The organism is Photobacterium sp. GB-56 (assembly GCF_003026105.1).
Classification (GTDB): Bacteria; Pseudomonadota; Gammaproteobacteria; order Enterobacterales; family Vibrionaceae; genus Photobacterium.
This window is the reverse complement of record NZ_PYNW01000007.1, coordinates 165,490-179,939: the sequence shown is the minus strand read 5'-3', so window position 1 is coordinate 179,939 and position 14,450 is coordinate 165,490. Positions and strand designations below refer to the sequence as shown.

Sequence of the window (14,450 nt, the reverse complement as noted above, 5' to 3'; positions counted from 1 at the left end):
TCCTTAACGAGTACTGTATTTTTGTGCGCGCTGTGCAAGTAGACGTAACTCTTCCATTGCCGTTTCTAATTCCATTCCTTGCTGCGATGAAAGAAGCGATATTTGAGAAAGTTGCGTTGTGACACGATCAAGCTCTGTCATTGCTTGTTCGTTTTCGATTAATACGGTTGTGATATGCTGATGAGCATCTTTATAGATAACAATTCGATGCTGCAAAGCATCTATTTTTTGTTCTAATAAGATTTGAGGCGATGTGATTTGTGTTAATTGGCAATTAAGATCACTGAGTTGCTGTTGAATATAGTCAATATCAATACCTGAGACGGCTTTAGTATTTACAATCACTGTCTGCAAATTATCTAACGCTCCAACAAAGACCGCTTCAGCCATTGTGATATAGCGTGAGTACGCTAATTCGTCTTTATTTAAGACCCTATCTAATACCTGCTGGAACGCATTGAATTTTAAACCTAATTGATCAACTTGCTTTAGCGCATCTTGCTGTTTTATTTGGCTTAGCTCTTGCTTTAAATCAACCAGCGTTTGCTCTCGTTGTTGTAATAAACTGCGATGATACTTCTCAACAATAGCCTTAGCATGAGAATTATAATTAACCTTATATCCCCACAGTAATTTACTAAAGCATAATGCAGTAGCTGCAATCGTGACTCCCCAGCTCAATAACTCACCAGAGAACAATAAGCTATATACGGCTCCAATCGCGCCCACCACACCACTATATATAACAATCGGGTGTTGAATACTGTTTGAAATTACCTGATTTTTAATAGCTTGAGGCGACAGAATATCCAATCTACTTCCTTTTAATAAGTTTCACTCATCAACGCAATTTCAACGCGCATTAATCTATTGGCATAACGGCGCTGACTTTCCCCACTTAATTGAATTAATGGTTCATCACTTCCTTTACCAACAGCATGAATACGACTGGCTTCAAAGCCGAGTTGATTAACTAAATAGCTTTTTACTGCCTTTGCGCGTTTGGCTGATAACTCGATATTTAACGCTTTATCACCACGTAGACCCGTATGACCTTCAACTAGAATTCGAAAATTCGGGTAATGCGATAAACTTTCAGCAGTAAGATTAAGTTGCTGCTGACCGTTTGGTGTCAGTCGCTCGCTACCACTAGAGAAAATAACTGGACGGGTTTTCAACGTGCCTATTTCACTCATATGTGCCCATTGCTTTGCACTTAATGCAGCAAATACTTGGCTAACTGGCCTGTGTGATGGTTCATTTAAAGCAATATCATTAAGTGTTTGTTGTACAGTTTGAATAGGAGGGGAATGTATTATCCTATAAGGATCATTATTGGGGAACCACTGTTGTGGCGTTGCTGATGTATCATTGATAATTGTAATAGTGCTATCGATGGTATCGAGTAGTAACTGGGATTGACTAAACCAAGCAGAGACGTTGTCGTTGAGCCCTATCCATCGTACACCGTTAAGCAACTGCTTAACTTGAGTATTCGGTAAGTCTGTAATACTTTCGAGCTCTTGAACTAATACATTAGGATTATCACGATAATATTTAAGTACCTTAAAATAGGTTGCTAATACGCGATCAAGTATTTCAGGCTTATTTTTAATCACGGTTTTATTGGCAAGAAGTACATCAACAATTAAGTTTTTCGTATCATCAGTACTAATAATGGTTTCAAAATTACCTTCGGCAAGCGCGGTTGACACGTCAGGCTCCCACAATACAGCAACATCTAATTTGCCTTCGATTAATTGTGATAACGCATCGCTTGAGCCAGCAGTCGCAACTCGTTTAACATTGTTAGATTTAAAAAGATTAAGATCGAAATGAGAAGATATCGCGCTCAGTAAGTGTTCACTGGGTGAATCATGAGTGTAACCAATCGATAAGGATTTATTCGTTTTCAAATCATTAATCGACGTAACAACATCGGTATTCGCGACAATAGCATCGCCACCATGTGACTCATCAATGACAGCTACGATACTGGCTGGGTAACGGTATACTTTACCAGATGTAATATAAGCATCCACACTTGCAACGGCAAAATCTAATTCACCGTTAGCTATACCTTCCATACGTTGGGAGTAATTAGCACCATCATCAATACAAGATAAACGATAACCTTCATTGCGTAATAATCGTCGCATTTCTTTAGAGCATAGTGGGTAATAGCCAACCCAGTTATCCATCCCTATTTTTATTACACCTTTGGTATTACGCGCATCCGATGTATCAGCATAAACATGATCATCAATATGGGGCTGTAAAAACTTATAGCTAATTAAACCCATTACCCCTAGCACTAAAATAAAAAGAGCAAACTTACTATGCTTTTGCATATATGACCTTTTTCTTAATTAAAACTAGCGACATCAAACTCTGCAGATTCTGCTAATACATTTTTTAGCCCTGCTAACAGTTTTTCTGGGTTATTAGCCGATTGGTAATAGGTGATCCCTTTTGCATTAAGCGCATGTTGCTCACCAATGCAAAAGCCTATGGTATGAATGGTAACGGGTGAGTCACGGTAGATACGATTAATCGCAGGTTGTGGGTTTTCTCCCTGGCTTGCATCACCATCGGTAACAATCACAACGTTATATTCCCCATAACCCAATTGTTTACTGGCTTGACGCTCTAATGCTGCGTAGCTCGAATCTAGAGAGCTTTTTAATGGTGTTGCACCACCAGCTGTTACGTCATAAATCGCTTGTTTTAATGTCGCTCGATTATTATTGCCAAGTGGTACACGCAATGACGCATCTTTATTATCAAAAACATATAACCCGACATTGGCTGAATTAGGAATATCGTTAATAAAAGTTTGTATTGCTTGCTTTGCCGCGACAATTTTCTTTTGCCCATTACCACAATTAGTATTATCCATCGAACCGCTACCATCAAAAATTAGTAGGTAGTTAGTCGTCAGCCAATTATCGGAAACGAGTGCATTATCATTATTTAATGCTGGCCAATCATTTTTTAATGCGTCAAATCCATATCCACTTGATGCATCTGTTTTTTTTATCTGTGCACTACTGTCTTTTGATCCTGTCGAGTTAACCCCAGAGCTCGGTTTAAAAAACACCACAGCAAAAGCAATAAGGCAGCAAGAATAAATTATAAATCTCATATCATGCCCACTTATAAAGGTTGGAATACATCAGATTCAGCTTCTAACTGAATAATACGAAAGACGACACGCATATTTGATCGCCACTCAGATTCAGTTGCAGGAGCACAAGGTTCATTACCACACATCCCTGTTTTTGGATTACCAAAACCATGCCCAACTAAAGCAAACTGACTCGCATCTAAAGCAATGCCTTGATCGGTAGCGTATGTTAATACGCTTTGTTTAACGCTTTGCGCACGCGATAAGCTGATATTGCGGTTGGATTGTTTAATGCGGTTTAACACTACACCGGTTTCGCCTTTTTTCTTAGAGCGTAAATATTTCAAAGGATCACTGTGACCTTCAACAGTGATCACCGCACCACCATAAGTAGAGGCCAATTCAATTACACGCTTAAACTCTGTTTGATATAACGACGAATTAAAGTTGTTTTGATTAGGCTGAAAAGCGACTTCAAAAGAAAACAGTTCGCCATCTGCCAATGAATTCTGTTGCTGTTTCTTTGCAACCACTGAAGCGACACGCTCACTGTTAAAACGTGATTTATTATTAAACTCAATATCAGCACCTAATTGGGTAAAATCCCAATTTGCTAATTGAGGAAGTGAGGAAGCTGACGTTAAACCGAGTCGCTTTAACGTCGTTTGGATTTCTTTACTGACTTTCGTAATATTTCTTGGGTACGCCATGTCACTAAACAATTGCTTATTAGCGTTAATATCTAAATGCTCTGCGTCAGCATAAAGCCCTTTTATATCTTCTATTGCATCGGGAGAATCAAGCAACAGATCAGCAGAATAAGACAATAACGGTGTCAATTTTGCGCTTTGAGCGTTCGCATTATTAAACAAAACCTTCACTTCATCTGTTGCGCTATTTAACGCTTTTACAAAATTCATTACGTCACTGCGATGGCTATTAAAATAATCCGCTCGCACCGCATAAACATCCGCTATCACTCGGTTAGCCGTTTTAGTTGACATTAATATCTTCGCGCCTTTAACCGAATCTTCAGATCCAGTACCTACAGCTCCCCCCGATGTCAGTGCTAACGCATCAGGTAGAATTACAAATACAGCATCGACATCATTTTCATATAGCGCACTGGCTGGGCTATTATTCGTTCCAGTAAGATCGGGCAACCATTTAATGGTGACATCATCAGGTGTTAATCCTGCATCTTTTAATACAGCTCCCATATAATCCACATGCGGACCATACGCTTGAAGCGCAATCGTCTTACCTTTTAAATCTGCCACGGTACGAATAGTTGGTTTAACAACTAAAGCATCACCACCTGATGACCAAGATAATTGATGAATAATAATAGGGGTAACAGAAGGGTTGCTGACAAGTAAATCAGAAGCAGCATTAACCATCCCTAATGTTCCGCGAAGGTATGGCGTTTTTCCTGATAAGTAATTCGTGAGCTGATCTGAAAATTTATCATTTCGACTTAATCTAAATTTCAGTCCATAACTAGAAAAAAGAGAATTACTTGAGGTGATCGATTGGCTACCATTCGCATAAATCGTATTAATATCTGCGCCCCAAGTAATCACTGGCAGTTCAAAAGTCTGTTCATTAACTTTTGAAACTGGCGTATTAATAAGTTGGGCAAGTGGTATTGGATTTATATATTGGGGTTTTGCTGCAGCAAACGTTGAAATCATTACAGCCAACAAAAAAAGCCAATACCGAAAATATCTGATCATCAATCCCATTGTTTCCCCCATTACAACAGTCAAAAACGTAACTACGCTTTTTTGAGTAATAGGTACCATACCGGATAAAAAATAGGCGTCAGGCTTGTAGCACGAAACATATGCCAATTTGCGATTGAATTCATAGTAATTATATAAACGATTTTTTGACTTTCAGTTTTTCTAGATAACGCGCATTGAATACTCATTCACCAAAAGCAATAAAACTTGCTTATAAATATGTATTTTAATGTCATTCATTCACTACCAATGCAATTGTTGTGCGTTTTGTGTGAGTCATGTCCGTATATTGTTAACTCAACGTCAAATCAATCCGTACAATAAAACACCTTTCAATTCCATGACATTTAGCTTGTGAATGCATCATATTCTCCCCATCAGCAGTTAGTGACACTCAAGAGTTAGAGTATTAACTCTTGAAAAACCAATAAAAACATAAAGGAAATTATGATGAAAAAGATTCTATTACCATTAGCACTTGTTCTTACAACAGCATCTGGCGTAGCACTTGCCGATCAGACAGGTCCATACGTAGGTGCAAGCCTTGGTAATGCAACAACGGATCTTAAAGCTGACCATTGGGAACATAACTACGACGAAAATGTAGTTGCATACGGCTTATACGGTGGTTACAACTTCACTGAAAATCTTGGTCTAGAAGCAACATTAGGCCAAACTGGCGAACAAGATAACATTAAAAAAGGTTACGCAACTCTGACTCCTCGCGTAATGATGCCAATTAATGATCAGTTATCCCTATTTGCGAAAGCTGGTGTTGCTTACGTTGCTGTGGATGGCGATTACGATGGCATCGGCAATATGAACCGTCACGATATTGATGTTGATGGTTTTGGCTGGACTGCGGGTGCGGGTGTTAACTTTGCCGTTGCTGAACATATCGATCTTCGTGCAGGTATTGACTACTTATCAACAGATCTTGAAAAAGCGGACAATGATAAAGATTTAAACATCGATTCAGAAACAACGATGTATTATGTCGGTGTTAACTACAATTTCTAATGTCGTTTTTTGATCATCTCTAAGTAAAAAAAGCCATTAACTCAGTGTTAATGGCTTTTTTATTATCGCTTTAAAACACGTTAGATGTTTTTACCCTATTTGTTTTTGTAGAATTTTTATTCGTTTACCTTCTCAAGAATGAGCATATGCTCAACTTAACGATCATATGATCAGCATTAAAAACTAAAGTAATCGTAGTAGGGAGCAATATCTCGCGGCTAACTTAAATTAGTCCCACTTTTATTGGGATCCAAACAGGATTTATTCGCATTTTGAATTGACAAAAACACGGAAAAAGTCAATTATCGATTTATCAAATGCTCTTACATAAACCATTCGCTCACAGTGTGTGTAAATGGCTTTGTATGAACAGGTTAAGAATAAGTAATAAATTCTTTTGAGCATGACAGCATTTCACGTTATAAATAGTGGCTGGCATGGCATGAGCCCTATAGATAAGGTCAATAGATATGAGCACAAAATTAGAACAACTACGCGCACTAACTACTGTTGTAGCAGATACTGGCGATATTAAAGACATAAAAAAATACCAACCAGAAGACGCGACAACTAACCCATCTTTGATCTTAAAAGCGGCCCAAATCGCTGAATACGCACCACTTATCGATGCTTCTATCGCTTACGCAAAAGCGCAAGGTGATGATAAAGCACAACAAGTACAAGATACTTGCGACATGCTTGCTGTAAACATTGGTAAAGAAATTCTTAACGTTGTACCAGGTCGTATTTCAACTGAAGTTGATGCGCGCCTTTCTTACGATACAGAAGGCAGTGTTACTAAAGCACGTCAACTTATCAAAATGTACAACGATGCTGGTATCAACAACGATCGTATCCTAATCAAACTAGCTTCTACTTGGGAAGGTATCCGTGCAGCGGAAATCCTAGAAAAAGAAGGTATCAACTGTAACCTAACGCTTCTATTCTCTTTTGCGCAGGCTCGTGCTTGTGCTGAAGCTGGCGTATTCCTTATTTCGCCATTCGTTGGTCGTATTATGGACTGGTACAAAGCGAAAGAAGGTCGTGATTTTGCACCACAAGAAGATCCAGGTGTGATTTCTGTAACGAATATCTATAACTACTACAAAGAACACGGTTACAATACCGTAGTTATGGGCGCAAGCTTCCGTAATACTGGTGAAATTCTTGAACTAGCAGGTTGTGACCGTTTAACGATTAGTCCACAACTTCTTCAAGAACTAGAAGAAGCACAAGGTGAGGTTGTTGAGAAACTAAAAGCAACAACTGATCTGAAAGATCGTCCGGCAGCAATGACACATGCTGAGTTCCTATGGGAACATAATCAAGATCCAATGGCCGTTGAGAAACTAGCGGAAGGTATCCGTAACTTCGCAATTGACCAAGGTAAACTTGAAGCTATGATTGCAGAGCGTCTTTAATCGCTTAATTAAGTATTCCAGAAAGCGGCCTTTGCCGCTTTCTTAAGTTTAAATCTCATATATTTGGTGGAAACACTATGGAACATAAAATGTTAGCGAATGCGATTCGTGCTCTAAGCATGGATGGTGTACAACAAGCAAATTCTGGTCACCCTGGCGCACCTATGGGTATGGCAGATATCGCTGAAGTACTTTGGCGTGGTCACATGAATCACAACCCACAAAACCCACAGTGGGCTGATCGCGACCGTTTTGTATTATCAAACGGCCACGGTTCAATGCTTATCTATTCGCTACTTCACCTTACAGGTTACGATCTTTCTATCGATGATCTGAAGAATTTCCGTCAACTTCACTCTAAAACACCGGGTCACCCAGAATACGGTTACGCGCCAGGTGTTGAAACAACAACAGGTCCTTTAGGCCAAGGTATTACTAATGCGGTTGGTATGGCACTTGCTGAAAAAGCAATGGCTGCACAATTTAACCGTGAAGGTCATGACGTTGTTGATCACTACACATACTCTTTCCTTGGTGATGGCTGTCTAATGGAAGGTGTTTCTCACGAAGCATGTTCACTAGCAGGTACATTAGGTCTTGGTAAACTGATCGCATTCTGGGATGACAACGGTATTTCTATCGATGGTCACGTTGAAGGTTGGTTCACTGACAATACGCCAGAGCGTTTTGAATCTTACGGCTGGCATGTCATCCCTGCTGTTGATGGTCACGATGCAGCAGCAATTAATGCAGCAATTGAAGCAGCTAAAGCTGAAACAGGTAAGCCAACACTTATTTGTTGCAAAACAATCATTGGTTTTGGTTCTCCAAACAAATCTGGCTCTCACGACTGTCACGGTGCTCCACTAGGCGCTGATGAAATTAAAGCAGCACGTGAATTCCTAGGTTGGACTTACGGCGCATTTGAAATCCCAGCAGAAATCTATGCTGAATGGGATGCGAAAGAAGCAGGTAAAGTGAAAGAAGCAGCATGGGATGAGAAGTTTGCCGCATACGCTGCTGCTTACCCTGAATTAGCTGCTGAATTCAAACGTCGTATGAACGGCGAGCTACCAGCAAACTGGGAACAAGTGACATCGGAAGTTATTGCAGATCTTCAAGCAAACCCTGCAAATATTGCTTCTCGTAAAGCATCACAAAACGCACTTGAAGCATTCGGTAAAATTTTACCTGAATTCATGGGCGGTTCTGCAGACCTTGCACCATCAAACCTAACCATGTGGTCTGGCTCTAAGTCAATCACTCCAACAGATGCTTCTGGTAACTACATTCACTACGGTGTACGTGAATTTGGTATGACTGCAATCATCAATGGTATGGCACTACACGGTGGTTTTGTTCCTTACGGTGCAACATTCCTAATGTTTATGGAATATGCACGTAATGCAATGCGTATGGCTGCACTGATGAAAATTCAGAACATTCAAGTTTACACGCACGATTCCATCGGTTTAGGTGAAGATGGTCCTACACACCAACCTGTAGAGCAGATTGCTTCTCTACGCCTAACACCAAACATGAGCACATGGCGTCCATGTGACCAAGTTGAATCAGCAGTGGCTTGGAAATACGCAATCGAGCGTAAAGATGGCCCAACATCGCTAATCTTCTCTCGTCAAAACCTAACACAACAAGATCGTGATGCTGCACAAGTAGCTAACATCGCTAAGGGTGGTTACATCCTTAAAGACTGTGAAGGTCAACCTGAGCTAATTTTAATTGCAACAGGTTCAGAAGTCGGTATTGCAGCCGAAGCTTACGCGCAACTAACGGCTGAAGGTCGTAAGGTACGCCTTGTTTCTATGCCTGCAACAGATCTATTTGACAAGCAAGATGCCGCATACCGTGAAAGCGTATTACCTTCAGATGTAACAGCACGTATTGCTATTGAAGCTGGTATTGCTGATTTCTGGTACAAGTATGTTGGTTTCGATGGCCGTATCATCGGTATGACAACATTTGGTGAATCAGCACCAGCTGAAGAGCTATTTAAAATGTTTGGCTTTACAACAGATAATATTGTTGAAACAGCAAAAGAATTATTAGCATAATCGCTTAATAATCATGAAAAAGCCGAGCTTTAAAGCTCGGCTTTTTACTTTCATAAAATGTACTAAATGTTACATATTCAAAGCAACTGATTAGAGACATTAAGCTGTAATAGCTCTTCCCCATTCACTTCAAAACGCAACTTTAAGTGCCCTTCAGTTGATAAGTCTTTAATTAATTTAATCCCTTTACCAGCAAATCTCCGGCTTATTAGTTCATGTATGTCATTGATTAAATTAACCTTATCTTCATTAGATAACACTGATTGTGATGTGACTTTATAGGTGTTAAAAAACATAATTTAAGCTCTGTTCAGACATTTAATCACCCTATGTCAAGTTGCATATTTTGACAATTTTATTTTTGTTTATACATGTAAAGATTAATTAATTTCTTACGTAGAACATTTAACACTTAAAATGAATAAACCTTAATTAATAGACCTATTTCGTTATATCAGCAATTACCAAAAACAAAACTTTTGATTATAAAAACGTGTATTGTTCAATATTTAAATTAAGCGTAAATTTAAATCCATAGACAGACACCAACTTATTTTTAACGCTGTTTATCAAAGGATTTAGTTATGGCACATTTTAATAGTCAAGAGCACAAAGGTTCACAAGGCGGTCATCAACATGGCGCTGAGTTCGAGCATGAAAAAATGGAACGTCGTTACGATGACGGTGCTGAGCATAAACATAACCGTGATCATCATGAAATGCGTGATCATGAGAAAAGTCACCCACATACACAACATGGTGGTGATCCTGTAGGTCATAAGCACCCAGAACAAACTCATGGCGATCGTCATGAACATGATGAGCATCGTCATCATAAAACTAAAGAGCATGACCATAAAGAGTCATCTCGTTTACACCACAAAACATCAACTAAATAAGACTATTTAGTTGAGATAAAGTTCTTATTTAAATAAGAATAATATAAAAAGATTAAGAGCCCAATTAATGAAAGTCTATTTTTATTAATTGGGTTTTTCTATTTATGTTATCAATTTCTAATTAAGTAAGGCTCAATAAAATCTAACACTTCATTTTCACAAAGCCCAACTTCAACCTCGATACCCGCCTCTTTTAAAACCGCGATACCTTTACCACTATTGCGACTGTCTGGATCCAGCGTTGCAACAACAACTTTCTTAATACCTCGTTCAACCAATGTATGTGCACAAGATGGGGTACGTCCGACGAATGAGCACGGTTCTAATGTCACATAAGCAGTAACATCCGTAAAAGGACCGTCATAATTAGCTAGCGCCATCGCTTCAGCATGGTGTTGCCCTGGCGGCTGAGTAAATCCTTCACTCACAACCTCACCATCTTTAACTAATACACATCCAACAGGAGGATTCGGGCGACAGGCTGGTAATGATTGATGAGATAATAAAAGTGCACGCATCATAAATGCTTGTTCTTGAAAATCGTGGTTCATGGTTTCAATACACCTTCGAATAAAACATCTAGTGTATGCTGAATCATAAAAAAAAGCATTTGTGAATAATAACGTATTTATTTTTAATAAAATGTCACTGAATTATGAATGAAATATGAATACTTGCATCATGCTTAATTCAGAGGAAATATCGTTTACTGTGTCCTTCTTAATATAGAGAGACAACCATGAAACGCGTTATCACGACTCTAGTCTTATCATTAACACTGCATTCGTTATCAGCTTTTGCCATGACCGCCAGTTCTCCACAATATACCCAACAGATCACAGATAGTACGATTAAGTATCTGGACCATACTCAACAATTAAATTCCAATCAGCAACAACAAAGCCATGTGTTGACGACAATAAATAACAATAATTACTTATCAACCACAGGGCATAAGGAAGGGCATTTAGAAAGAAACCGGTGGGAAGAAACCCGTATAAGCCGAAGCAACAACCGCTATCGAGAAGAACATAGAAATAAATAATCTCATTCATCAGCCCAAGTTTTGAATCATTCAGTTCAGCCTTGGGCTTTTAGTCAATAACGTAACGAATATTATATCAACACCAACACAAGAATGGTTTTAGGCCCATAACAATTGTCAATAAATCATCGGAACAATGTCTATCATTTAAACAGTAAAAATATAAAACATTGTAAAATAACTAACTTATGTAAGATATTATCTACTTTTAATAAAAATACACCGTAGAATTACTAATCACAACATTAGTTCATTTACGGTTCAGAAAAGCTATGTTTTTATACTCCATCGCAAAAATAAGCTAGTGCCGATTGCACTCACTAAAAATAAAAAACTGACGAGCATTCCAGATTTATGTCTACGTTAAAAACGACAATCTTGAGCAAATTTATTAATTTTCGCTATATTAGCCTTGCAGGTATTTCTCTTATTACTGTAGCTGCAGTTTTATCTATTAATACAACATCAACCCCTCATAAACAGACGGAAGTACAGCTACCCATTTCAACCACACCTGAAGTTGTTCTCCCTGCATTATCACCAAAAGCAATGCAAAAGACAGTCGACATACCGCCGAGTTATGAATATAAGATCAAAAAAGGCGATACCTTAAGTGAGATTTTTTCACGACTGTCGATCCCCTATTCTGATGTCCAATCGATTATGGAAGCCGATTTAAACACGCTTCAAATTGATAAGTTAAAACCCGGCGATATATTACGTTTTTGGATTAATGAAAGTGATCACCAGCTGAATAAATTAGAGCTTGAGTTCAGTTTAGCGCAGCGAATTGATTACATTCGTACTAAAGATGGTGATTTCGATGTAAAAGAGATCACATTACCTGGGGTATGGCGTGAAACAGTTGCGACTGGAACAATTCATGGCAGCTTTAGCGCATCAACTCGTAAAGCGGGGTTATCACACAGTGAGACTCTAGAAATCATGTCTTTACTAAAAGATAAAATGAATTTTAATAAAGACTTAAAAGCAGGTGATACCTTTGAAGTTGTCACTAAACGCAAATATATTAAAAACCAAGCCACCAATGATAGTGAATTACAAGCGATCCGCATTTATTCAGGTAAACGTTTAATTTCAGCCTATTTACACACTGATGGAAATTTTTATGACCAAAATGGTGATAGCTTACAACGTGCATTCCTTCGTTACCCTTATCCGGCGTCGAAGCATTTCCGTATCAGTTCGCCATTTAACCCAAACCGTATTCACCCAGTTACAGGCCGTCGCCAACCACATAATGGTGTGGATTTTGCGACACCATCAGGTACACCAGTACTCGCAACAGGTGATGGCGTTGTAACGTTAGTGACTAACCACCCTTATGCGGGACGTTATGTCGTCATTAAACACAGTGCTAACTACAGCACTCGTTACTTACATAACAGCCGTATTTTGGTTAAGAAAGGTCAACATGTTAAACGTGGTCAAGAAATTGCGCTATCAGGAAGCACAGGCCGTGTAACAGGCCCACACATTCACTATGAATTCTTAATTCGAGGAAAAGCAGTAAATCCAATGACAGCAAAAATTCCATTGGCAGCGTCTGTTCCTCGTAAAGAAAAGAAAGAGTTTGAAAGCGAGGTCGCTAAATATAATAGCTTAATTAAACAATCGGTCGAACAAGATAAAAACCAAATCGCAAGTGTGAATAAATAATACACCAAGCTTTAGTTCAATCATCATAAAACACACGAAAAGCACTTCTTAAATAGAAGTGCTTTTATTTCAGCTCAAACATAACAACTCGCAACAAGTATCTATTACGATAATAACAATTTAATATAACAACAAAGATACATTTAGAAACATTTTACTCGGTAAACATCACTATTTTTGTGACAATGTTATCTATTTATAAAATGAATTTACGCTTATTCTTTTGCCATTGTATGCGCCATGATTGACCTCCTTGTGTTATCGGCATCCAACAATTTTCTATTCTTATATACACTACCGAATACAGGAAGTATCTATGGCTAAGAAAACGCCACCTTTTGAATTTGCCGGCTTATCGATTGACGCGGGTAAACACATTAATTGTGAATTAGAAATTGCTCGTCTTTATACTCATTCACCTCTTTCGGTTTCTGTTGATATTCTTCATGGTAAACACCCAGGTCCCGTATTATTAATCAATGCGGCGATTCATGGTGATGAATTAAATGGTATTGAGGTTGTACGTCAAGTTATTGAAAAAATAGATTTAAACAAACTTCACGGAACGATTATTGCGGTACCTGTGGTTAACGTTTTTGGCTTTATTCATAAATCTCGCTACTTACCCGATCGTCGAGATTTGAACCGTTGTTTCCCTGGCTCTGAACGGGGCTCAATTGCAGGACGCATGGCTTACCAATATTTTAATCAAGTGGTTCGTCGTGCATCGCATGTTATCGATCTACATACCGCTGCAATTTACCGTACTAACTTACCTCAAATTAGAGCTAACCTTGAAAATCCATTAGCTAAAGAGATGGCAATGGCATTTGGCTCGCCGGTTGTCGTTGACGCAAGTCTGCGCGAGGGCTCATTACGAGCAGCTGCTGAAGCATTTAACATACCCGTGATCACATTTGAGGCAGGTGAGGCGTTACGTCTTGATCCACATGCAGTAGGATCTGGCGTTCAAGGCGTATTAAAGGTAATGCGTCATCTAAATATGCTGCGCACTAGCCGTAGCAAAAAAGTTATTGAACCAATGGTGCCAAAAGCGACCCGTTGGATTCGTGCCGACTATGATGGCTTGCTTCGATCCCATGTGGCCTTGGGGGAGAAGGTATCGAAAGATCAAGTCATCGCCACTATTAGCGATCCTGCTGGCAGCAGTGAAGCACCTGTTATTGCGCCACAAGGTGGGATCGTCATTGGCCAGCAAACATTGCCTTTAGTTAACGAAGGTGATGCTATTTTCCATATTGCTTTCTTTGAAGAGCCCGATGGCTTAGTTGAAGAGCAAGTGGAAAGTTACCTTGATGATGCCATCGAAGAATTAGATGATGAGCTAAAATGGGGTATGACAAACTGATTTAGCAGTTCGATCTTCAGTGTAAAACATACAGATATAAAAAAGGCTAAGTGCGAACACTTAGCCTTTCAT

Annotated in this window: 12 protein-coding genes; 7 read left to right on the top strand and 5 right to left on the bottom strand. The window is 39.0% G+C overall.

What is annotated here, in order from left to right; translation table 11 throughout:
- Positions 1 to 3: 3 nt before the first annotated feature.
- From C9J42_RS12130 to C9J42_RS12115, 4 genes are read right to left on the bottom strand one after another with little or no spacing between them, the layout of a single operon-like run.
- Complete coding sequence (locus tag C9J42_RS12130; RefSeq protein ID WP_005366422.1) at positions 4 to 813, bottom strand: hypothetical protein; 810 nt, start codon at positions 811 to 813, stop codon at positions 4 to 6.
- 11 nt (positions 814 to 824) lie between these two features.
- Positions 825 to 2,351, bottom strand: coding sequence for a phosphate ABC transporter substrate-binding/OmpA family protein (locus tag C9J42_RS12125; protein ID WP_107302037.1), 1,527 nt, complete (start codon positions 2,349 to 2,351; stop codon positions 825 to 827).
- A gap of 14 nt (positions 2,352 to 2,365) precedes the next feature.
- Complete coding sequence (locus C9J42_RS12120; RefSeq protein ID WP_107302036.1) at positions 2,366 to 3,145, bottom strand: VWA domain-containing protein; 780 nt, start codon at positions 3,143 to 3,145, stop codon at positions 2,366 to 2,368.
- A gap of 11 nt (positions 3,146 to 3,156) precedes the next feature.
- Positions 3,157 to 4,821, bottom strand: a complete 1,665-nt coding sequence (locus tag C9J42_RS12115; RefSeq protein WP_233220742.1) for an ABC transporter substrate-binding protein — start codon at positions 4,819 to 4,821, stop codon at positions 3,157 to 3,159.
- Positions 4,822 to 5,322: 501 nt separating this feature from the next.
- Here C9J42_RS12115 and C9J42_RS12110 point away from each other — a divergent pair.
- The 4 genes from C9J42_RS12110 to C9J42_RS12090 all read left to right on the top strand — a co-directional run bounded on the left by C9J42_RS12110 (position 5,323) and on the right by C9J42_RS12090 (position 10,284).
- Complete coding sequence (locus tag C9J42_RS12110; protein ID WP_107207342.1) at positions 5,323 to 5,892, top strand: outer membrane protein; 570 nt, start codon at positions 5,323 to 5,325, stop codon at positions 5,890 to 5,892.
- A 470-nt stretch (positions 5,893 to 6,362) separates the two neighbouring features.
- Positions 6,363 to 7,313, top strand: coding sequence for a transaldolase (gene tal / locus C9J42_RS12105; RefSeq protein ID WP_107292530.1), 951 nt, complete (start codon positions 6,363 to 6,365; stop codon positions 7,311 to 7,313).
- A gap of 77 nt (positions 7,314 to 7,390) precedes the next feature.
- Complete coding sequence (gene tkt / locus C9J42_RS12100) at positions 7,391 to 9,385, top strand: transketolase (protein WP_107207344.1); 1,995 nt, start codon at positions 7,391 to 7,393, stop codon at positions 9,383 to 9,385.
- A gap of 584 nt (positions 9,386 to 9,969) precedes the next feature.
- Positions 9,970 to 10,284, top strand: coding sequence for a hypothetical protein (locus C9J42_RS12090; protein WP_045083097.1), 315 nt, complete (start codon positions 9,970 to 9,972; stop codon positions 10,282 to 10,284).
- Positions 10,285 to 10,394: 110 nt separating this feature from the next.
- Here the strand turns inward: C9J42_RS12090 and C9J42_RS12085 are convergent, their stop codons facing one another.
- Complete coding sequence (locus C9J42_RS12085; protein WP_107246481.1) at positions 10,395 to 10,835, bottom strand: bifunctional diaminohydroxyphosphoribosylaminopyrimidine deaminase/5-amino-6-(5-phosphoribosylamino)uracil reductase RibD; 441 nt, start codon at positions 10,833 to 10,835, stop codon at positions 10,395 to 10,397.
- 188 nt (positions 10,836 to 11,023) lie between these two features.
- Between C9J42_RS12085 and C9J42_RS21440 the strand changes: the two genes are divergently transcribed.
- The 3 genes from C9J42_RS21440 to C9J42_RS12075 all read left to right on the top strand — a co-directional run bounded on the left by C9J42_RS21440 (position 11,024) and on the right by C9J42_RS12075 (position 14,378).
- A complete protein-coding gene (locus C9J42_RS21440; RefSeq protein WP_146144065.1) occupies positions 11,024 to 11,329 on the top strand; it encodes a hypothetical protein in 306 nt (101 codons plus the stop codon).
- Between the two features lie 354 nt (positions 11,330 to 11,683).
- On the top strand, positions 11,684 to 13,009 hold the full coding sequence (locus C9J42_RS12080; protein WP_107246483.1) for a peptidoglycan DD-metalloendopeptidase family protein: 1,326 nt from the start codon (positions 11,684 to 11,686) through the stop codon (positions 13,007 to 13,009).
- 316 nt (positions 13,010 to 13,325) lie between these two features.
- Positions 13,326 to 14,378 carry a succinylglutamate desuccinylase/aspartoacylase family protein gene (locus C9J42_RS12075; RefSeq protein WP_107207348.1) on the top strand — a complete coding sequence of 351 codons (1,053 nt, stop codon included), beginning with the start codon at positions 13,326 to 13,328 and terminating at the stop codon, positions 14,376 to 14,378.
- Positions 14,379 to 14,450: the final 72 nt, after the last annotated feature.

Excerpts from the sequence above, each read along its gene's own strand:
- C9J42_RS12125 (WP_107302037.1), bottom strand. The coding sequence starts at position 2,351 with ATGCAAAAGCATAGTAAGTTTGCTCTTTTTATTTTAGTGCTAGGGGTA.
- C9J42_RS12120 (WP_107302036.1), bottom strand. The coding sequence starts at position 3,145 with ATGAGATTTATAATTTATTCTTGCTGCCTTATTGCTTTTGCTGTGGTG.
- C9J42_RS12115 (WP_233220742.1), bottom strand. The coding sequence starts at position 4,821 with ATGATTTCAACGTTTGCTGCAGCAAAACCCCAATATATAAATCCAATA.
- C9J42_RS12110 (WP_107207342.1), top strand. The coding sequence starts at position 5,323 with ATGAAAAAGATTCTATTACCATTAGCACTTGTTCTTACAACAGCATCT.
- tal (WP_107292530.1), top strand. The coding sequence starts at position 6,363 with ATGAGCACAAAATTAGAACAACTACGCGCACTAACTACTGTTGTAGCA.
- tkt (WP_107207344.1), top strand. The coding sequence starts at position 7,391 with ATGGAACATAAAATGTTAGCGAATGCGATTCGTGCTCTAAGCATGGAT.
- C9J42_RS12090 (WP_045083097.1), top strand. The coding sequence starts at position 9,970 with ATGGCACATTTTAATAGTCAAGAGCACAAAGGTTCACAAGGCGGTCAT.
- C9J42_RS12085 (WP_107246481.1), bottom strand. The coding sequence starts at position 10,835 with ATGAACCACGATTTTCAAGAACAAGCATTTATGATGCGTGCACTTTTA.
- C9J42_RS21440 (WP_146144065.1), top strand. The coding sequence starts at position 11,024 with ATGAAACGCGTTATCACGACTCTAGTCTTATCATTAACACTGCATTCG.
- C9J42_RS12080 (WP_107246483.1), top strand. The coding sequence starts at position 11,684 with ATGTCTACGTTAAAAACGACAATCTTGAGCAAATTTATTAATTTTCGC.
- C9J42_RS12075 (WP_107207348.1), top strand. The coding sequence starts at position 13,326 with ATGGCTAAGAAAACGCCACCTTTTGAATTTGCCGGCTTATCGATTGAC.